Raw genomic sequence first — 18,994 nt, 5'->3', positions numbered from 1 at the left:
CCGATGCGGAGGATCCTGTATTTCGCGCTGGCCACGGCGCTTGCGAACCCTGCCATGCCAGCGTTGGCGCAACAGGTCGTCGATCCCGATGCCGATACCAAGGTCGCCAATCCCGCATTCGCGACCGGCAAGGGGCCGGTCGTGATGGTCGATTCGGGGCATGACGAGCGCCAGACGCTGGCGACCGATTATGCGCCGTTCGGGGCGCTGCTAACGCATGACGGCTATGTCGTGCGCGATTTTGACCAGCCGATCTCCGCCGCCAGCCTGGCCAAGTCGGACGTGCTGGTGATCGTGGATCCGGTGAACCCGAAGGATCCGCCCAAGGCGCCCAAATACCAATCGACCTCCGCCTTCACGTCGCAGGAAATCGCGACCATCGCCGACTGGGTGAAAGGCGGCGGAGCGCTGCTGATGATCGCCGATCATCCGCCCTACGCCGGCGGCCTGCGTGCTTTGGCCGCCTCGTTCGGCTTCGATATCGAGATGTATGCTGCACAGCATGTTCCCAAGGAGGAATTCTTCAGCTTCGCGAACGGCGGCCTGGTCGACGGCCCGCTGACGCGCGGGCTGCCGCAGATACAGACCTTTTATGGCGCGGCTTTCACCGCGCCCGCTGCCGCCACGCCATTGCTGCGGTTCGATTCGAGTTGGACCATGCTGGTTACTGACAAGCCGCCACGGCCGATGTCGGGAAGCGACTTGCGCGGCGCCTCGCTGGCGGTCGGGAAGGGGCGGGCGGTCTTGTTGGCGGAGGCGGGCGCCTGGTCGGCGCAGCTCTTGGGACCCAAGAAAAGGCCAATGGGTTTCAATGCACCGGGCGCGGAGGGCAACAAACGGTTCATCCGCAACATTGTGCGCTGGTTGGCGACAAGCGACACGCCGCCGGCTCCCGCGACAGCCGGAGACAAATAGCGGGTTCCTTGCATCGTCACGATGGTCGAAGGAGGAGCGCGGCACATCTTGCCATTATTTCCACGCGTGTTACATGCGCAACACACTTGAACGCGCGACCATTCGTGGCCAGACTCCACGAACCATCGCGAAGAGGGACTGAGAATGGCGACGACCCCGACCGAAACCGTCACGGCCGAACCCGATCTGGTGCTGACGCCGCCCGAGCCAGTTACCGCGGTGGCGGCGACCAAAGCGGCCGGGCTGGTGCCGGTCGACGACGCCAAGCGGAGCGAACTTGAACGCCGGGTCGATCAGTTCGTCGAAGACCTGGTCGCACAGGACGTCGACTCGCCCGAATTCGGCAAGCGTGTCGATGCCATCACCAGCATGGGGCAAAAGGAAATCCGCGAAGCGGCGTCGCAATCGAACCGGTTCCTCGACCGTCCGGTGCGCGCGATGGACAAGGACACCGGCGTCGGCGCCGACTTGATCCAGTTGCGCCAGACGATCGAAAAGCTCGATCCCGGCAAGAACGGCAAATTGATCTCAGGCGGTCGCGGTCTGCTCGACAAGATTTTCGGCGGCGGTCTCAACACCTATTTCGATAAATACAAATCGTCGCAGACGCACATTTCGTCGATCCTCAAGAGCCTCGGCTCGGGCAAGGACGAGCTGTTGATGGACAATGCCGCGATCGAGACCGAGCGCGCCAATCTGTGGGCGGCGATGGGCCGGCTCGAACAGATGATTCATCTCGCCAAGACGATGGACGCCAAGCTTGAGGACAAGGCCAACGATCTCGACGCGACCGATCCGGCCAAGGCCAAGGCACTGCGCGAAAGCGCGCTGTTCTACGCGCGTCAGCGGACTCAGGACTTGCTCACCCAGATGGCGGTGACGGTGCAGGGTTATCTTGCACTCGATCTGGTCAAGAAGAACAATGTCGAGCTGATCAAGGGCGTCGACCGTGCGTCGACCACCACCGTTTCGGCGCTGCGCACCGCGGTTACAGTCGCGCAGGCGCTGACCAGCCAGAAACTGGTGCTCGAACAGATCACGCAGCTCAACACGACCACCGCCAACATCATCGATTCGACCGGCCAGCTGCTCAAGTCACAGACCGCGCAGATTCACGAGCAGGCGGCCGCTTCGACCATTCCGGTCGAGACGCTGCAGCGCGCGTTCCAGAATATCTACGACACGATGGACGCGATCGATGCCTTCAAGATGAAGGCGCTAGATTCGATGAAGACCACGGTGAACACGCTGTCGACCGAAGTCGAGAAGTCGAAAGGCTATATCGCGCGGGCAGAGGGCCAATCCCAGGCCGCGCTGCAGGGCCCGCAGACAGATTTCAAGCTCGAGGCGGTGTAAATGGCTTCTACCGACGATGTGATCGCACGAGCGCGCGAGACGCTAGACCGCACGTCCGAACGCTATCGCGCCGGGCCCGGGCGGAGCGTGCGGGTCAATGATGTCGGCCAGCGGTTGACGCGCGCGGCGATCGCCGATGCAGCGATCGTCGGGCTGGCGGTGGTGTTCGGCCTGGTGGTCGGACCGATCGGTATGTTCGGCTTCCTGCTGATGATCGTCGCCATGGTGGTGGCGACGATGGTGCTGCTGGCGACACCGGCGCAACGCGCACCGACCTTCGAGAAATTGCGCCAGGTCGATCTGAAGGCGCTGCCCGCGCAGACCGGGCGCTGGCTCGACTCGCAGCGGCCCGCGCTGCCGGCGCCGGCGATCAGTTTGGTCGACCAGATCGGCCTCAAGCTCGATGCATTGACGCCACAACTGGCCGGGCTCGACGAGAATGAGCCGGCCGCAGCCGAAATCCGCAAGCTGGTCGGCGAGCAATTGCCCGAATTCATCAAAGGCTATGAGCGCGTCCCCTCCGCGCTGCGCAGTGTCGAACGCAACGGCAAGAGCCCCGACCAGCAATTGGTCGAAGGGCTAAGCGTGATCGGCCGCGAGATTGACGAGATGGCCGCGCAGCTGGCGCAAGGCGATCTCGACGCACTGTCAACGCGTGGGCGTTATCTCGAGATCAAATATCAGGGCGACAAGAGCCCGGTTTGATTACTCTCCCTCTCCCACAAGGGGCAAGGGAGAGTCGTAACCTAGAGCTGCAACCCCATCGCATCCTGCGCTTCACGCAGCACCGGACCTGCAATCGCCCGCGCGCGTTCGGCGCCGCGCTCCAGCACACTCACCACCTCCGCCCGATCGTCGAGCAAGCGCACCAGCCGATCACGGATCGGCCCCAGCTTCGCAACTGCCAGCTCAGCCAGCGCCGGCTTGAACTGGCCGAAGCCCTGGCCGCCATATTGCGCGAGCACGTCGGCTGGCGCGACATCGGCCAGTGCCGCATAGATAGTCACCAGGTTGCGCGCCTCGGGCCGGTCCTCCAGTCCGTCGACGTTAGCGGGAAGCGGCTCCGCGTCGGTCTTCGCCTTGCGGAATTTCTGCGCGATCTCGTCATCCGAATCGTTGAGATTGACCCGCGTCATGTCTGACGGGTTCGACTTGGACATCTTCGCGGTCGCGTCGCGCAGGCTCATGATGCGCGGCGCCGCGACACTGATCATCGGCTCCGGTAGCGGGAAAACCTCTACCCCATAATCGCTGTTGAACTTGGCCGCGATGTCCCGCGTGAGTTCCAGATGCTGCTTCTGGTCCTCGCCGACCGGCACGTGGGTCGCCTTGTAGAGCAGGATATCCGCGGCCATCAGAACGGGATAATCGTACAGCCCGACGCTGGCGCCTTCGCGGTCCTTGCCGGCCTTGTCCTTGAACTGCGTCATGCGGTTGAGCCATCCGACGCGCGCGACATTGTTGAGCAACCAGGTCAGCTCACAATGCGCGGGCACGCGTGCCTGGTTCCAGATGATCGACTTTTCGGGATCGAGCCCGGCGGCAAGGATCGTCGCGGTCATCTCGATCGTGTTGTCGGCCAGTTCCTTGGGCGCGACGCGGTCGGTCAGCGCATGCAGATCCGCCATGAAGTACATCGACTCGCCGCCGGCCTCGGCGACCTGGTCCTGCATCGCGACCCACTGCTTGATCGCCCCCAGATAATTGCCGAGGTGAAGACGACCGGTGGTCTGGATGCCGGAAACGACGCGCATGAAAATCCCTTAAAGTTGTTCCTGCCCGGTCGCCTTGGCCGGACGGCGGCGACCGAGCAATGCCATGAGGTCGCTGAGGCGATAGGCCCCGGTGACAAAGCAGGCGACCGCGTACACCGCGCCGCCCGCCGAGACCAGCGCGGTCAGGCCGAGACCGCGGCGGACCAGGCTGCCGGTGAGGTAGGGGTCAACGAAGCGTTCGGCCAACCACAGCGCCACACCCATCAGGATCGCGGCGAGCAGCAGCCGCGGCACGCGGCGGCGCAGCCGGGCATCGGTGACGAAATGCCCGCGCTTGCGGAGCGTGAGATACAGCATGCCGACATTGACCGAGGACGCGATCGCGGTGGCGAGAGGCGGCCCGACATGATGGAGAGTGGGGATCAGGATGAGATTGCCGACCAGGTTTACCGCCACCGAAATCATGGCGTAACGGACCGGCGTCTTGGTGTCTTCGCGCGCGTAGAAACCCGGGGTCAGCACTTTGACCAGCACATAGGATGGCAGCCCAACCGAGAAAGCGGCGAGCGCCCCAGCGCTGGCGGTGGTCGCCGCCGCGGTAAAGGCGCCATGTTGGAACAGCCCGCGGATGATCGGCTCGGCGCTGACCATGAACGCAACCGTAGCGGGCAGCGTGAGGAAAAGCGCGAGCTCGATGCCGCGATTCTGCGTGTCCATCGCCTCGTCATATTTGCCGGTCGACAGCAGTCGCGAGACGGTTGGCAGCAAGATCGTGCCGAGTCCGATGCCGATCATGCCCAGCGGGAGCTGGTTCAGGCGGTCGGCGTAATAGATGTACGAGATCGAGCCCTGATCGAGCAGGCGGCCGGCAAGCGCGGTCGAGATTGCCAGATTGACCTGCACTGCGCCTGCGCCGATCGCCGCGGGCAGGATCAGCTTGAGCAATTGCCGCATGTCGTCGTCGATCACCGGCTTACGGAACTTGAGGCTGACGCCGGCTTGGCGACAAGCAAACAGCAGCCAGGCGAGCTGGAGCACGCCGCCGACCGACACCGAGATCGCCTGTGCGCGCGCCGTCTCGTACGCTGCGTCCGGGCCGGAGCCGTGGAAGAACCACAGAGCGGCGACCATCGAGATGTTGAGCAGGATCGGTGCGGCGGCGTTGACCCAGAAGCGGTTGAGCGAATTGAGGATCCCGCCGAGCAGCGACGCCAGCGAGATCAGCATCAGATAGGGGATGGTGTAGCGCGACAGCTCGACCGCGAAGGCGAACTGGTCGTGTGTCGGGTTCTTGAACCCGCCCGACAAGCCCCAGGTCACCGGCCAGGCCGCCACAAGCATCACCAATGTGAAGATCGAGAGCAGGGGGAGGAGGACTGCCAGCGCCGCTTCGGCGAAGGCGAGCCCCGCCGCCAACTCGCCTTTCTCTCCGACCTTGCGATTGAACATCGGGATGAACGCGGCGGAAAACGCGCCTTCCGCGAACAAAGCGCGGAACATGTTGGGCAGGCGGAACGCGACGAAAAAGGCGTCTGACGCGAAGCTCGCACCGACATAGGTCGCCTGCAACGTATCGCGGACGAGCGCCAGGATGCGGCTGACGAGCGTCAGCCCGCCGACCGATCCCAGCGACTTCGCAAGATTCATCTTGTTGTCCCCGCCGGACCGGGGAGCGTCAGGCGTTGCCTATGACGCCTTCGGCCTGCTGTTCCTGCGCCTCGAGCTGCTGCTGGTAAAGCGTGCCGAAATCGATCGGATCGAGCAGCAGCGGGGTGAAATTGCCGTCGCGAGTCACGTCGGCGACGATGCGGCGGGCGAACGGGAAAAGCAGAGTCGGGGCCTGGGCGAGCAGGAACGGGCGAAGATGCTCTTCGGGCACGTTGCGCGCGCCGAACAGGCCGGCATAAGTCAATTCGACGATGAACGCGGTTTGCTCGCCCATCTTGGCGCGAACCTCGATCTTCAGCGTGACTTCGTGGAATTCGTCACCGACCTGGCTGGTGCCGATGCCGAACTCGACGTCCATCTGCGGCGCCTGCTGCTGATTCTCCGAGCTGAAGACCGCCGGCGCGGTCGGGCTCTCGAACGACAGGTCCTTCACATATTGCGAAATCATGCCGATGGCCGGGCCGTTATCGGCGCCGTTGGGGAGCGTGGCGTCGATCGCGCCGGAAGTATCCTGATCGTCCATGAGTAGCTGCTTTCTCGTCTTGAATGGGTATTTCGCGTGGGTCAGGCCCGTGGGCTCGCGCGAGGTGAGCGGCGACTAGCAGGGGGATCGTGGCAGTTCAACGGCGGGTCGCATACGGGAACATTTGAATAGCGCGTTTCTTGTGCCTATGTTGCACAGCGGTCAAATTGGAGGCCCGGTGGTTTATATTGTTATCCTCGCCATGGTTGCCCTGTTCTTGGGCTTGCGTCTGTACGCCGTGCTCGGCAAGCGGACCGGGCACGAGCCGGTGCTGCGCAATCCCGCCGAGGAACGCCCCGGCCCTCCGTTGACCCTGGCCCGCAATGCCGAGCCGCGCCCCGATTTCCGCGACGCCGGCCTGCGCACGATCGAGAGCGCGGCGCAGACTGGATTGCGCGCGGTGATCCACGCCGACCCCTCGTTCGACGTCGCCGGCTTCCTCGATGGCGCCAAGAATGCCTATCGCATGGTGCTCGAAGCGTTCTGGAAAGGCGACGAGGAAACGCTCGGCTGGCTGACCGAGGACCATGTCCGCGACGCTTTTGTCGATGCGATCAAGGCGCGCAAGGAAGCAGGGCACGTGCTCGACAACCGGCTGGTGACGATCGAACGCGCGATCATCACCGACGCGTCGGTCGACAACAAGATTGCGCGCGTGACCGTGGCGTTCGACGCCGATATCGCCGCGGTGACGCGGGATGCCGATGGCAATGTCGTCGCCGGATCGCTGACCGACGCGGTCGAGACGCACGACGTCTGGACCTTCACCCGCCCGTTGCGCAGTGGCGATCCCGACTGGAAGCTGGCCGACACCGACGAGGCCTGAGGGCTGTTCACCCATAGTGCTCCTGCGAACGCAGGAGCCCAGGGTAGCTGAAGTACTGCGTTACCCTGGGGTCCTGCTTTCGCAGGAACACGGTGCATTCAAATCCCGCCTCGCTGACCCTCGCTACCCGAAGCTTGTTTCCGGAAGAGGGACCGGTCATTAGCGATACCGAAATCGAGTAAAGGGGTTTCGTACATGGCCGTCACGCGCAAGCTGATCGTGATATCGGGGCTCGCGCTACTGCTGTCCGCCTGTGGGGGGCGGATTGTGCCGCCATCGACCACCACATCGTCGGTTCCCGCACCGGTCCGCAAACCGACGCCCGCCAAGCCGCTGCCGCCCGTCGCCAATCCGACCATCGTACCGGCCGGCGCCAATGCGGCAGGAGCGGGCGTCGTCGCGGGACCATCGGTGTCGAGCCTGGGGATCGGGCAATCACGCGCCGCGCGCGCGCTCGCCGCGTTCCGCTTGAGTTGCCGCGAACTGGTCCGCCGTACCGATCAATCCGGGCTGACCCGTGGCGCCGACTGGGCACCCGCTTGCAATGCTGCGCAATCGGTCAGCGACCGCGACGCCGCCGATTTCTTCGCGACCAATTTCGAAACCGTCCAGGTCGGCGACGGCAAGGCGTTCGCGACCGGTTATTACATTCCAGAAATCGCCGGATCGCGCGATCGCCGCAAGGGGTATGACGTGCCGATCTACGGCCGCCCGGCCGATCTGATCGACGTTGACCTCGGAAAATTCTCCGATGCGCTGAAGGGCAAGTCGATCCGCGGCCGCGTCGAGGGCAAGAATTTCGTTCCCTATTACGACCGCACGCAGATCGAGAACGGGGCGATGACCCAGGCGCCGATCATCGCCTGGGCCGCCGATCCGGTCGCCTTGTTCTTCCTCCAGGTCCAGGGATCGGGCGAGTTGCGCCAGCCCGACGGTTCGACCTTCCGGATCGGTTACGACAGCCAGAACGGCCGCGATTATACCGGGATCGGCGCTTTGATGCGCGACCGCGGCATGCTCCAGCCGGGGCATGCCACGATGCAGGACATCGTCGCCTGGCTGCGCGCGCATCCCGACGAAGGGCGCGAGGTGATGCGCGCCAATAAGAGCTATGTGTTCTTCCGCCTGCTCGATGGCCCGCCCTTGGGCGCGATGGGCTTGCCGGTGACCGGTGGCGTGACGGTCGCCAGCGATCCCAAATTCATTCCGTTGGGCGCGCCGGTCTTCCTGTCGATGGACCGTACCGATGCGACCGGTTTGTGGATCGCGCAGGATACCGGCGGCGCGATCAAGGGCGCCAATCGCGTCGATACCTTCTGGGGCGCGGGCAAGGAGGCCGAGGCGATCGCCGGCGGCATGTCGGGACGCGGCACCGCGTTCGTGCTCGTGCCGGTCGGCACGCTTGCTCGCCTGCAGGGAGGCAGGGGTGGAACGACGCCTCAGCGCTGAGGAGCGCGCGCTTTGGGCGCGGGTGATGGCGACGGTGAAGCCGATCGACCCGCGCCGGGCGGCGGCCGTCCCTGCGCCATTGCCACCCGCGCCCGCTGAACCACCGAGGAGCCTTCGCGCTCGTCGTGTAGCCGCCGCGCCGACTCCGGCGCCCGTCGCAGCACGGTCCACACCCGGCACCACGCTCGACGGCAGCTGGGACAAACGGCTGTCGCGCGGCATGGTTCAGCCCGACGCGACCGTCGACCTGCACGGCCACACGCTCAATTCGGCCTATGCCATGCTCGACGACGCGCTCGGCCGTTCGATCGCGCGCGGCGATCGCGTCATCCTGTTGATTACCGGAAAACCGCCGCGGCCCGATAGCGAGCGGCCGCATGCACGTGGCGCGATCCGCGCGGCGGTGGGCGACTGGCTCCACTCGTCGCGCCATGCCGATGCGATCGCTGCGGTAAGGGGCGCCAACCCGCGCCATGGCGGGTCGGGAGCCCTATATATTGTGCTGCGCAGACCCCGCAGGGCACGAATTTCTTAACCCTTTCCCGTCACATTGTTGTCTTCATCGGGGGCGCTTCGACAGCCCACCAGACGGGGACTGTTCGGGCGCAATGGAATCAGCATCGCTGAAAGGCCGGGCGATCGCATTCGCACTGTGCGCCGGTGCGATGGTGTTCATCCTCGCGCTGCTGGCGACCGCGCATGGCGAGCTCAGCGCCGATACGATGGGCCGCGCATTGATCCCGGCGATCGTCTGTTCGGCGCTCTCCTGGGCCGCTGCCGAGCGCTCGATCGCCTCGACCGCGGCAGCGATCGACTCCGCGATCGCGCGCATCGCCAAGGCCGCTCATGGCGATCTCGACAGCCCTATCCCCGAGGATATCGGCGCCGCCGTCCCGAATCTGGCGGAGGCGATGCACGGCCTGTTCCAGCAAGTCGCGACAAACCTGGACAGCGTCCACCGGCTGGCGATGTTCGATCCCGTCACCGCCTTGCCCAACCGTACCCATTTCCGGCGATCTGCCGAGCGCCAGCTCGCCACAATGCCGATTGGCCAGATCGCCGCCTTGCTGTTCATCGACCTCGATCGCTTCAAGGCGGTCAACGACACGATGGGCCATGCCACCGGCGACATGCTGCTCGGCATGGTCGCCAATCGCCTGCGCGCGGTGGCCGACAGCATCTCGATCGGAGAGGTTACCGACAAGCCGCTGATCGGCCGCCTGGCGGGTGACGAATTCACCATGTTTTTCCCGCGGCTCGACGATCCGCGCGAGGCGGCGCGGATCGGCCGCGGCGTCCTGTACGCGCTGACCGAGCCGTTCGACATCGCCGGTGCGGAGATCGAGATCGGCGCCTCGATCGGCATCGCGCTCCGCCCCGACCACGGCACCACCTTGCACGATCTGATGCGCGCCGCCGACGCGGCGATGTACCATGCCAAGGCGACCGGCCGCGGCCGTGCCGAGAATTTCTCGGAAGAACTCGCCGCCGAACTCGCCGACCGCGCCCAGCTCGAAGTCGATTTGCGCACCGCGATCGATCGCGACCAATTCACATTGGTCTATCAGCCCCAGGTGTCCCTGAAGGACGGCCGCATCGTCGCGGCGGAGGCATTGCTGCGCTGGCAGCACCCAACCGAGGGCGTCAAACTGCCCGGCAGCTTTCTGCCCCGCGCCGAGGAGACCGGGCTGATCGTCGAGATCGGCGAGTGGGTGATCGGCCGCGTCACCGCGACGATTCGCCATTGGGCGGACCTGGGCGTCGAACAACGGCTGGCGATCAATATCAGCCAGCGCCAGCTCGACCACGCGATGTTCTTTCGCCGCCTGCGCGAAGCGATGCTGGCGAGCAACGCGCCGGCGCGGTTGCTCGAACTCGAGATCACCGAGACGCTGGCGATGCATTGCTCGGAAGACGTCATCGAGGCGATCGCCGCGCTGCGCACCGACGGCGCGACGATCGCGATCGACGATTACGGCACCGGCCATTCCAGCCTGTCGCGCCTGCGCCAATTGCCGATCGACCGCATCAAGCTCGACCGTAGCCTGATCGAACATGTCACCACGCGCCGCGAGACGCGGCTGATCGCGCAATCGGTGATCGGCCTGATCCACGGCCTGGGTTGCGAAGCGGTCGCCGAAGGGATCGAACAGAACGACCAGGCCGACGTCCTGCGCGTGATCGGCTGCGACGTCATCCAGGGCTATGTCATCGCCCAGCCGATGGACGAGGAAGCGTTCCTGACCTGGTCCCGCAACGCCGCGCGTGATGGCGATACCGGCGTGGTGTCGGTGGGCTGAGCGGCCTGCGCGACCGTCAGGCGTTTCGGGAAATCCGTCAGTTGTGCCGCGCGGTCGCCGGTTTTGCGTCCAGTGCCGCCAGCCGCGCGCGATAGGTCGCCAGCAGCGCTGGGTCGCCGTCGGCGGCATGCAAGGCGATGAACGCACGGAGCGCCTGTTTGAGGTCGTCGCGGAATTTCGGGTCGTCCGGCGCCGCCGCCAGTTTTGCCGTGGTGGTCTCTACCGGTTCCCGGTCGCGGGCGATCAGGCGCTGTCGTCCATAAGGCGATTGGTCGACCATGATCGCGATGTTGCGCGGGAAGGCGGGGACATATTTGACGACGAAGCGCTCGCCTTCCGGCGGGATCTGGATCTCGTTGCGCCACGGATAGAGCGCCGCGGTCATCGTGTCGAAATCGGTCTCGACATTGCGCCCGTCCGCCGTCCGCACCACGGCCTGGTAATACCAGATATTGTTGTCGTTCAGCGTCGAGCTGGTCTCTTCCGAATGGACGATCACTGCCGTGCCTACGGTCCCGACCGCGTTGAGGAACATCGCGTTCACCGCCGAGCCGAAGAACGGACTCATCGCCGCGAGGATCAGGCCGGGCACGCCCAGGAACAGCCATCCCCGCCATCGCGTCAACCGCGCCAGCAACGCGCCGATCGCCAGGGTGAGCAGGGGATACAGCGGCATCGCCAGAAAGGGATGATGACCCAGGAAATAGAAGACCGCCGATACCGCACCCATCCGCGTCGTCTCCCATCCGAGGCGAAGCCGGGCCTATGGCCGGGATGATCGCGCGCCGTCAATCGGTGCAGGGGCGTGGCAGCGGTGTCGGTGGGGTGACCGTAATTCCCCTCCCGCAAGCGGGAGGGGCTAGGGGAGGGCGTGTCGGAGGGGGCTTCCGCCCAGGTTACAATCCGTCGTGCCGGTCTGGTCCCGGCATCCACCGGACCGCGAGCGGTCCGGTCTGAAGAGACTCGCACGCTATCCAACACCGTCATGCCGGCCTTGTGCCGGCATCCGCCGCGCAACAACGGCTGGCATCGGTTGTGGAGACGCAGACCCCGGCACAAGGCCGGGGTGACTGTGGAGTATGGGTAGTGCCGCAGTGGCTGATCGGGCGGAGCGATCTTCGGCCGCGACACGCCCTCCTCTAACCCCTCCCGCAAGCGGGAGGGGGATAGTGGTTACGCCGCCAAATTCCGCAGCACGTACTGCAGGATCCCGCCGTTGAGGAAATATTCCAGCTCGTTGACCGTATCGATCCGACAGCGCGTCATGAACGTCGTCTGCGTGCCATCGGCGCGAGTCAATTCGACCTCGACATCCTGGCGCGGACGCAGCCCGGCGACATTGCGGATGGTGAAGGTCTCGTCTCCGGTCAGCCCCAGGGTCTGCCGCGTGACGCCGTCCGCGAATTGCAGCGGCAGCACGCCCATACCGACCAGGTTCGAGCGGTGGATGCGCTCGAAGCTCTCGGTGATCACCGCGCGCACGCCGAGCAAATTGGTGCCCTTGGCCGCCCAGTCGCGCGACGATCCGGTGCCATATTCCTTGCCGGCGACGATCACCATCGGCACGCCATCGGCCTTGAACTTCATCGCCACGTCATAGATCGGCAGGACCTGACCGTCGTAGCGCGACATGCCGCCCTCGACGCCCGGGACCATCTCGTTCTTGATGCGGATATTGGCGAAGGTACCGCGCACCATCACCTCGTCATTGCCGCGGCGCGCGCCATAGCTGTTGAAGTCGGCGCGGCTGACCTGATGCTCCTGCAGGAAGCTGCCCGCCGGGCTGTCGGCCTTGATCGATCCGGCCGGGGAGATGTGGTCGGTGGTGATCGAATCGCCCAGGATCGCCAGCGGCCGCGCCTCGATGATGTCGCCGACCGGCGCCGGGGTCATCGTGATGCCGTCGAAATAGGGCGGGTTGTGGATATAGGTCGACCCGGCGCGCCAGGTGTAGGTGTCCGATCCCAGCACGTCGATCTCACGCCACTTGGCATCGCCTTCATAGACCGCGCCATAGCGATGCTTGAACATGCCGGAATCGATGTTCGCCGCCATCAGGTCGGCGATTTCCAGATTGGTCGGCCAGATGTCCTTCAGATAGACGTCGACGCCCTGCTGGTCCTGCCCGATCGGGGTCTCGACCATGTCCTCGGTCACCGTACCCCTGAGCGCATAAGCGACCACCAGCGGCGGCGAGGCGAGGAAGTTGGCGCGCACGTCGGGCGACACGCGGCCTTCGAAATTGCGGTTGCCCGACAGGACCGAGGCGGCGACGAGGTCGTTCTCGTTGATCGCGGCCGAAATCGGCGCGGCGAGCGGCCCCGAATTGCCGATGCAGGTCGTGCAGCCATAGCCGACCAGGTTGAACCCGATCGCGTCGAGATCGGCCTGCAGCCCCGCCTTGACCAGATAGTCGGTCACCACCTGCGATCCGGGGGCCAGGCTGGTCTTGACCCAGGGCTTGGGCATCAGGCCCTTGGCGTGCGCCTTGCGGGCGACGAGACCCGCTGCGACCAGCACCGACGGGTTGGAGGTATTGGTGCAGCTGGTGATCGCGGCGATGACGACGTCGCCGTCGCCGATATCGTGATCCTTGCCCTCGACCGCGACGCGTGCCGGGCGTTCCTTGTGGTAGATCTTGCTGAGGTCGCCGTTGAACACTTCGTCGACCTTGTTCAGGCTGACGCGGTCTTGCGGGCGCTTCGGCCCGGCCAGGCTGGCGACCACTTGGCTCATGTCGAGCTCGAGCGTGTCAGTGAAGATCGGATCGGCGGCGCCCGCGTCGCGCCACATGCCCTGCGCCTTGGCATAGGCCTCGGTCAGCGCGATCGTCTCGTCCGGGCGACCGGTCAGGCGCATGTAATCGAGCGTCTTGTCGTCAATCGGGAAGAAGCCGCAGGTCGCGCCGTACTCGGGCGCCATGTTGGCGATCGTCGCGCGATCGGCCAGCGTCATGCTGTCGAGGCCCGGGCCGTAGAATTCGACGAAGCGCCCGACCACGCCCTTTTGCCGCAGCATCTGCGTCACGGTCAGCACCAAATCGGTCGCGGTGATCCCTTCGTTGAGCGCGCCGGTCAGCTTGAAGCCGACCACTTCGGGGATCAGCATCGACACCGGCTGGCCGAGCATCGCCGCTTCCGCCTCGATCCCGCCGACGCCCCAGCCGAGCACGCCCAGGCCATTGACCATCGTCGTGTGGCTGTCGGTGCCGACCAGGGTGTCGGGATAGGCGATCGTCGCGCCCGCGGTGGCGCGCTCGCCGCTTTCCTTGGACGACCACACCGCCTGCGCGACATACTCCAAATTCACCTGATGGCAGATGCCGGTGCCCGGCGGCACCACCGAGAAATTGTCGAGCGCCTTCGATCCCCATTTCAGGAATTCGTAGCGCTCGAAATTGCGCGCATATTCCAGGTCGACGTTATCGCCGAACGCCTTGGGCGTGCCGAATTCGTCGACCATGACGGAATGGTCGATGACCAGATGGACGGGCACTTGCGGATTGATCTTGGCCGCGTCGCCGCCCAGCTTGGTGATCGCGTCGCGCATCGCCGCCAGATCGACCACGCAGGGCACGCCGGTGAAGTCCTGCATCAGCACGCGCGCCGGGCGGTACTGGATCTCGCGATCGGGCGCGACCGGGTTCTGCTGCCAATCGACGATCGCCTGGCAATCCTCCGGCGTGACGGTCACGCCGTCCTCGAACCGCAGCAGATTTTCGAGCAGCACCTTCATCGAGAAGGGCAGGCGGGAAATGTCACCGAGCTTGGCGCTCGCCTTGGCCAGGGAGAAATAATCGTAGCTCTTGCCGCCCGCACTAAGCGTGTCGCGGGTGCCGAGCGTGTCCTGGCCGATGGCGGTCATTCAAAGGGTCCTTTCCCTGTGTGGCCGGTCATGGGCGCGGCGGGGAGGCGGGCGCCTGAGGCCAAGAAGGCCGGCGTCCCGCGCGAGCGCGCCCGGACGGGCGAATGCGTGAGTCGCGAGGCCGATAGCAGGGGGGAGGGGGTGGGGGAAGGGTGGGGGTGACAAGTGAGTTTGCCCGGCATGAGTTAGCAAATGCACAAGGTGCCTTGAGCCTAGACCAATTAGAGGATGTGATCCTCTAGTCTTCGTAGCAGGACCGAGGCGAGCGAGAGGTGATTTACGGTGACCGTTTGCTAAATGCACCAATTCCGTGCGACCGCGCCGCTCTCCCTTGCAGCTGAGCGCTGGAGTTTACGGTGACGCCTGCACTAACCCCCAAAATGTACCCCGCTGAGCCGGGGCGACGCCCGCACCCTTACGGTTGATCGGCCAACACCCGGCGGCGGTAGCGCCAGCGCTTGAAACCCTGCACCGATCCGCCAGCTATTTGCATTGCCGACAGGACCGAGATCACGGCGATCGACCCGATGAACCCACCCAGAAGCAGGTCCTGCAGCAGGGAAGAATTCGATACAGGCGGTCGCGGAATGAAGCGCGCGCCCACGATCAACAATGTGACGGCAGCGACGATTCCCGCCATCCCGATGGCGACGCGCGCGCCCGGTTTCCACATCCGCAGCTCTTCATGCGTCCGCAACAGCGCGAACTGGGCCGGCATGATGCAGGCAATGATCGCGATCTCGTGAAGTGCCACCGCCTTACCTCCGCTGCCATCGTATCGCTCGCCATGATCAGCGCGTGCACCACGCTCGACATCGCGGCGACCCAGATCAGCGAGGCGTTGGCGGCGGGATTGCGCGCGGCGAGCATCAGGAAAACGCCGAGCGTCGCGTACACGCCGACGATCATCATGAAATAATGCGACGCCATCGGCGGCCCGGCATGCCACGACCAGCCCGATGGCCAGACGATCGACAGCGGATAGAGCAGGCACGACACGAGCCCAAACCCGAATAGCGCAATCTGCAACAGGCTATATTTGCCGATCATCGAATGATCCTCCCCGGCAGGCAGGCTGAACCTGTCAGCGAAGGCGTGCAAGCCCGTCGCCCGGATACCGGAATTACGGTCGCGCGTCCCAAAACCCCTAAATATGGTTGGCAACGTCGAAATTCGCGCAAACCGTACATCAACCGAATCTTCGTCTTCCTCGTGCAACTACAGCGACATGCGTTTGCTGCTGTCTCTATTCGTCGCGTTGCTGCTCGGCGGCCTGTGCTGGTTCGAGTTCGGCCAGCCCCTCTCCGCGAAGGCGCTGGTTGCCCGCGCCGAGGACAAATTCGACCGCCGGCCGGAGCGCGCAATCCTCATCCTCGGGAACAGCCGTACCTCGTTCAACGACATGCCGGACATGGTCCGCGCCATGGCGGATTCGGCGCACGATCCGCAGAAATGGGAGATCACGCTCGATGCGCCCAACGGCGCCAGCTTCGAGATCCTGTGGAAAGACGGCGCCACGCAGGGCCTGCTGACGCAACGCTGGGACGACGTCGTGCTCCAGGCGGAGAGCCGCGCCCAATCCTCCGACGACCTCGCCCATAGCTTTCAGACCTATGGCGCCGACCTCATCGGTTCCCTCCATCCCACCAACGGCCATCCGCGGCTGGTGGTCAACTGGTCCTATGAGTCGCGCCTGTGGGACGATGGCGATCCGGATGGCAGCGGACGCGCGGAGTTGAAGCGCGAGATACGGGACGGCACCACGTCGCTGGCCGAGCGGACGGGCGCGCATCTGGTCGATGTCGCCACTTTGTGGTCGGCGGTCGAGCGCGACCATCCCGAAATCGCGCTGACCCAGGACGGGAACCATCCCAGCCTGGCGGGCAGCTATTTGTTCGCGCTCGCGCTTTATGGCGACCTGTCGGGACGCGATGTCGGGCTTGTGACCTATGCGCCTCCCGGGCTCGACCCGGTAGTCGTCACCAAGATCCGCCAGGAAGTCCACGATGTTCAGGCGATGAGTTGACGCCTCACTCCGCTGGCGGTGCATTGTGGTCGAACACATAGCGCACCCGATCCACGCATCCGGTCAGCCCGCGTGACGATTTCGGCAATGTCGCGCCTTGCAGCATGAAGATTGCCTGCTTGCCGAAATCTTCGCTTGGCTGGGATGCGAGGACCTTGAGATTGCCCACCGCGCCCCATGGCGCCACGTCATATCGCACGATCGCCCACCCTTCGATCATCCGCCGCCGGTAATTTTCCGGGAACTGAAGCGAGAGCGGTTGCGTCCATTGGTGCGGCTCTTCGCAGGTAGCGTCGGCGGGCCGGAACGCCGCTTCCTCGGGGGCGGGTGGTGCCGCCAGGGTCAGCGGGTTGCGCCGATACGCATAAATGCAGCCCGTCCGCGGGCCATCGTCGAACTTCCAGCCTTGCATTGCCTTGGCCGACGCCTTTGCCAGGGCCGCATTGCCGTTGCTGTCCATGATGTGCACGTTCGCTGGCTTGCCCTGACGATCGATGTCATAGCCGATCAGCGTCCATTCGCGGATGCCCGGTGTTCCGGGGATCCGGGCGTAATTGGGGAATGCCGACAGGAGCGGCGCGACCGTCGGCGCCTTTCCGCAATCGCCGGCCGGCTTGATCCGCGCCCAGCCCTCGTTGGGCAGGGCGCCGCCGATCGGCGAGATCGTATACGAGATCAGGTCGCCGACCGGTGCCTCCGCCAACGACAATATCTTTGGCGTATAGGTGATCTGACACGACGCCTTCGCGCCGCTGGCGAACTGGCTCGCCGCGAGCGCCGGGGCAAGGTCGTCGCCGAAGGACACGAAGTCGGAATCGATACGTTCGATCGACAATGGCCGGCCGCTCGCGTCGATCGTGAAGCGAAACGTCACCGGCTTGAATTTGAACTGGGTCGGCCAGAACAGATTGCTGAGCGGCCGCCGCACCAATGGCCCCAGCGCGATCGCCGCACCGCCGCATTGTGCCTCGGCCGGTGACCAGGTCAACAATGCGCGGCCCAGGCCATTGGGCGGCTGCATAGCCGGCGCCAACCCCTGCTGAGATGCCATGGCCGCCGTCGAGCAAAGGCCAAGTACAGTCGCTGCTCGCAGGATCATGTTGTTGCTCCAAGGCGGTTTTTCTCATCCTGACCGCCTTCGGGCAAAACGCAATGTCTCAATCGCGCCGAACTGAACCCAAGTGGGGCGGGCCTGTGCGCCCACGTCCCTGGCTCGCAAGAAGCTTTGCGGCCTAATCGATCGCCGGGCGTTGATGCCGAAACAAAGGAACCAGCCCTCATGGACATTACGCAGTTGATCCTCGACGAGCATGCCGAGCAGCGCAAACTATTCTCGCTGATCGAACAGATCGATGCGAGCGACAAGGTGGCATTGGGTGCGATCTGGAAGCGACTGCGTAACCTGCTGGATTCGCATGCGGAGGCGGAGGAGCGCTTCTTCTATCCGCGCTTGATGGAGATCGGCACCGGCGGAAACGACGCCGACAGCGCGGCCGACGAAACCGAGGATGCGATCGAGGACCATAACGAGATCCGCGACACCGGCGAGGAAGTAGACAAGCATGCGGTTGGCAGCGCCGACTGGTTCGCGGCGGTCGGCAAGTGCAACGAGGCGAACAGCAAGCACATGGCGGAAGAGGAGCGGCAAGGACTGACCGATTTCCGTCGCCACGCCAGCGTCGAGGAGCGCCATGCGCTGGGCATCCGTTTCGCCTCGTTCGAGGCCGATCACATCACGGGTGTGACACCTGTCGACAAAGACCCGAAGGAATGGGTCAAGGATCACCAGCCTGCTCGGTAACTGACCTACATCTGCCGCGGCATGGAGCACATCAGCTGTCTGGCCGCTGTTCCGCGACGGCCCGGCGTCTGGGTTTGAGGCTAGACGCGTGCGATTAAGCGCTGAGGCGCCGCCCCTGCGTCACCATCAATCCCCCAAGCACCACCGCCACCATCAACAACGCCGGCACGTCGCCGAGCAGGTGGCCGTGCTGCATCGGATCGCCGGCGGCTTGCACCGCCATGATCAGCGCATGCACCGCGCTCGACACCACCGCGAACCAGATCAGCGAGGCATTGGCGGCGGGATTGCGCGCCGCGAGCATCAGGAAGACGCCCAGCGTCGCGTACACGCCGACGATCATCATGAAATAATGCGACGCCATCGGCGCTCCGGCGTGCCACGACCAGCCCGACGGCCAGACGATCGATAGCGGATAAAGCAGGCAGGACACGAGCCCGAACACGAACAGTGCAATTTGCAACAGGCTATACTTGCCGATCATTGGACGGTCCTCCCCGCAGGCAGGCTGACCGTATTTGCCGAGCCTTGCAAGCCCGTTGCCCGGCCAC

At 64.8% G+C, this 18,994-nt stretch carries 17 protein-coding genes and 1 pseudogene; 9 read left to right on the top strand and 9 right to left on the bottom strand.

Annotated features, from left to right (window positions below; all coding sequences use genetic code 11):
- Positions 1-3: 3 nt before the first annotated feature.
- The 3 genes from SAS01S_RS04515 to SAS01S_RS04505 all read left to right on the top strand — a co-directional run bounded on the left by SAS01S_RS04515 (position 4) and on the right by SAS01S_RS04505 (position 2,976).
- Entirely contained in the window at positions 4-915 is a 912-nt protein-coding gene (locus SAS01S_RS04515; RefSeq protein WP_157082660.1) for a motility-associated ABC transporter substrate-binding family protein, read from the top strand.
- 144 nt (positions 916-1,059) lie between these two features.
- Entirely contained in the window at positions 1,060-2,271 is a 1,212-nt protein-coding gene (locus tag SAS01S_RS04510; protein WP_066805487.1) for a toxic anion resistance protein, read from the top strand.
- Positions 2,272-2,976, top strand: coding sequence for a hypothetical protein (locus SAS01S_RS04505; protein WP_066805483.1), 705 nt, complete (start codon positions 2,272-2,274; stop codon positions 2,974-2,976). It abuts the gene before it with no gap.
- Positions 2,977-3,017: 41 nt separating this feature from the next.
- On the opposite strand, the gene trpS is transcribed toward SAS01S_RS04505, so the two are convergent.
- Genes trpS through secB form a run of 3 tightly spaced genes read right to left on the bottom strand, consistent with a single transcriptional unit; the run spans position 3,018 to position 6,177 of the window.
- Positions 3,018-4,025 carry a tryptophan--tRNA ligase gene (gene trpS, locus SAS01S_RS04500; protein ID WP_066805480.1) on the bottom strand — a complete coding sequence of 336 codons (1,008 nt, stop codon included), beginning with the start codon at positions 4,023-4,025 and terminating at the stop codon, positions 3,018-3,020.
- Between the two features lie 9 nt (positions 4,026-4,034).
- The gene (gene murJ / locus SAS01S_RS04495) at positions 4,035-5,633 is read right to left on the bottom strand and encodes a murein biosynthesis integral membrane protein MurJ (RefSeq protein WP_066805477.1); all 1,599 of its coding nucleotides are present in this window, start codon (positions 5,631-5,633) and stop codon (positions 4,035-4,037) included.
- A gap of 28 nt (positions 5,634-5,661) precedes the next feature.
- Complete coding sequence (gene secB, locus SAS01S_RS04490; RefSeq protein ID WP_066805473.1) at positions 5,662-6,177, bottom strand: protein-export chaperone SecB; 516 nt, start codon at positions 6,175-6,177, stop codon at positions 5,662-5,664.
- Positions 6,178-6,355: 178 nt separating this feature from the next.
- Between secB and SAS01S_RS04485 the strand changes: the two genes are divergently transcribed.
- From SAS01S_RS04485 to SAS01S_RS04470, 4 genes are all read left to right on the top strand, one after another.
- Positions 6,356-7,003 carry a Tim44/TimA family putative adaptor protein gene (locus SAS01S_RS04485; protein WP_157082659.1) on the top strand — a complete coding sequence of 216 codons (648 nt, stop codon included), beginning with the start codon at positions 6,356-6,358 and terminating at the stop codon, positions 7,001-7,003.
- 195 nt (positions 7,004-7,198) lie between these two features.
- Positions 7,199-8,452 (top strand): murein transglycosylase A, encoded by a 1,254-nt coding sequence (gene mltA, locus SAS01S_RS04480; RefSeq protein ID WP_066805469.1) that lies wholly within the window; start codon positions 7,199-7,201, stop codon positions 8,450-8,452.
- Between the two features lie 25 nt (positions 8,453-8,477).
- The gene (locus SAS01S_RS04475) at positions 8,478-8,987 is read left to right on the top strand and encodes a Smr/MutS family protein (RefSeq protein ID WP_066805467.1); all 510 of its coding nucleotides are present in this window, start codon (positions 8,478-8,480) and stop codon (positions 8,985-8,987) included.
- Between the two features lie 73 nt (positions 8,988-9,060).
- Positions 9,061-10,752: a putative bifunctional diguanylate cyclase/phosphodiesterase gene (locus SAS01S_RS04470; protein WP_066805465.1), complete on the top strand. Its 1,692-nt coding sequence runs from the start codon at positions 9,061-9,063 to the stop codon at positions 10,750-10,752.
- Between the two features lie 37 nt (positions 10,753-10,789).
- On the opposite strand, the gene SAS01S_RS04465 is transcribed toward SAS01S_RS04470, so the two are convergent.
- The 4 genes and pseudogenes from SAS01S_RS04465 to SAS01S_RS23310 all read right to left on the bottom strand — a co-directional run.
- On the bottom strand, positions 10,790-11,482 hold the full coding sequence (locus tag SAS01S_RS04465) for a hypothetical protein (RefSeq protein WP_066805463.1): 693 nt from the start codon (positions 11,480-11,482) through the stop codon (positions 10,790-10,792).
- 443 nt (positions 11,483-11,925) lie between these two features.
- Entirely contained in the window at positions 11,926-14,616 is a 2,691-nt protein-coding gene (acnA, locus tag SAS01S_RS04460; RefSeq protein WP_066805461.1) for an aconitate hydratase AcnA, read from the bottom strand.
- Between the two features lie 415 nt (positions 14,617-15,031).
- Entirely contained in the window at positions 15,032-15,370 is a 339-nt protein-coding gene (locus tag SAS01S_RS04455; protein ID WP_066805459.1) for a hypothetical protein, read from the bottom strand.
- A 65-nt stretch (positions 15,371-15,435) separates the two neighbouring features.
- Positions 15,436-15,666: pseudogene (locus SAS01S_RS23310) on the bottom strand (DUF6632 domain-containing protein); the annotation flags it as partial.
- A 178-nt stretch (positions 15,667-15,844) separates the two neighbouring features.
- On the opposite strand from SAS01S_RS23310, the gene SAS01S_RS04450 reads away from it, so the two are divergent.
- A complete protein-coding gene (locus SAS01S_RS04450; protein ID WP_066805456.1) occupies positions 15,845-16,642 on the top strand; it encodes an SGNH/GDSL hydrolase family protein in 798 nt (265 codons plus the stop codon).
- A gap of 4 nt (positions 16,643-16,646) precedes the next feature.
- Here SAS01S_RS04450 and SAS01S_RS04445 read toward each other — a convergent pair whose 3' ends face one another.
- Positions 16,647-17,663, bottom strand: a complete 1,017-nt coding sequence (locus SAS01S_RS04445) for an energy transducer TonB (protein WP_066805454.1) — start codon at positions 17,661-17,663, stop codon at positions 16,647-16,649.
- A 258-nt stretch (positions 17,664-17,921) separates the two neighbouring features.
- Here SAS01S_RS04445 and SAS01S_RS04440 point away from each other — a divergent pair, with 258 nt between their 5' ends.
- A complete protein-coding gene (locus tag SAS01S_RS04440; protein WP_066805453.1) occupies positions 17,922-18,443 on the top strand; it encodes a hemerythrin domain-containing protein in 522 nt (173 codons plus the stop codon).
- Positions 18,444-18,537: 94 nt separating this feature from the next.
- Here the strand turns inward: SAS01S_RS04440 and SAS01S_RS04435 are convergent, their stop codons facing one another.
- Positions 18,538-18,927 (bottom strand): DUF6632 domain-containing protein, encoded by a 390-nt coding sequence (locus SAS01S_RS04435; protein WP_066805450.1) that lies wholly within the window; start codon positions 18,925-18,927, stop codon positions 18,538-18,540.
- Positions 18,928-18,994: the final 67 nt, after the last annotated feature.

The organism is Sphingomonas asaccharolytica NBRC 15499 (genome assembly GCF_001598355.1).
GTDB lineage: Bacteria > Pseudomonadota > Alphaproteobacteria > Sphingomonadales > Sphingomonadaceae > Sphingomonas > Sphingomonas asaccharolytica.
This window is presented reverse-complemented; position numbering and strand designations above follow the sequence as displayed.

What these genes read in the sequence shown, in the direction of transcription:
- SAS01S_RS04515 (WP_157082660.1), top strand. Translation starts at nt 4, where the DNA reads ATGCGGAGGATCCTGTATTTCGCGCTGGCCACGGCGCTTGCGAACCCT.
- SAS01S_RS04510 (WP_066805487.1), top strand. Translation starts at nt 1,060, where the DNA reads ATGGCGACGACCCCGACCGAAACCGTCACGGCCGAACCCGATCTGGTG.
- SAS01S_RS04505 (WP_066805483.1), top strand. Translation starts at nt 2,272, where the DNA reads ATGGCTTCTACCGACGATGTGATCGCACGAGCGCGCGAGACGCTAGAC.
- trpS (WP_066805480.1), bottom strand. Translation starts at nt 4,025, where the DNA reads ATGCGCGTCGTTTCCGGCATCCAGACCACCGGTCGTCTTCACCTCGGC.
- murJ (WP_066805477.1), bottom strand. Translation starts at nt 5,633, where the DNA reads ATGAATCTTGCGAAGTCGCTGGGATCGGTCGGCGGGCTGACGCTCGTC.
- secB (WP_066805473.1), bottom strand. Translation starts at nt 6,177, where the DNA reads ATGGACGATCAGGATACTTCCGGCGCGATCGACGCCACGCTCCCCAAC.
- mltA (WP_066805469.1), top strand. Translation starts at nt 7,199, where the DNA reads ATGGCCGTCACGCGCAAGCTGATCGTGATATCGGGGCTCGCGCTACTG.
- SAS01S_RS04475 (WP_066805467.1), top strand. Translation starts at nt 8,478, where the DNA reads ATGGCGACGGTGAAGCCGATCGACCCGCGCCGGGCGGCGGCCGTCCCT.
- SAS01S_RS04470 (WP_066805465.1), top strand. Translation starts at nt 9,061, where the DNA reads ATGGAATCAGCATCGCTGAAAGGCCGGGCGATCGCATTCGCACTGTGC.
- SAS01S_RS04465 (WP_066805463.1), bottom strand. Translation starts at nt 11,482, where the DNA reads ATGGGTGCGGTATCGGCGGTCTTCTATTTCCTGGGTCATCATCCCTTT.
- acnA (WP_066805461.1), bottom strand. Translation starts at nt 14,616, where the DNA reads ATGACCGCCATCGGCCAGGACACGCTCGGCACCCGCGACACGCTTAGT.
- SAS01S_RS04450 (WP_066805456.1), top strand. Translation starts at nt 15,845, where the DNA reads ATGCGTTTGCTGCTGTCTCTATTCGTCGCGTTGCTGCTCGGCGGCCTG.
- SAS01S_RS04445 (WP_066805454.1), bottom strand. Translation starts at nt 17,663, where the DNA reads ATGCAGCCGCCCAATGGCCTGGGCCGCGCATTGTTGACCTGGTCACCG.
- SAS01S_RS04440 (WP_066805453.1), top strand. Translation starts at nt 17,922, where the DNA reads ATGGACATTACGCAGTTGATCCTCGACGAGCATGCCGAGCAGCGCAAA.
- SAS01S_RS04435 (WP_066805450.1), bottom strand. Translation starts at nt 18,927, where the DNA reads ATGATCGGCAAGTATAGCCTGTTGCAAATTGCACTGTTCGTGTTCGGG.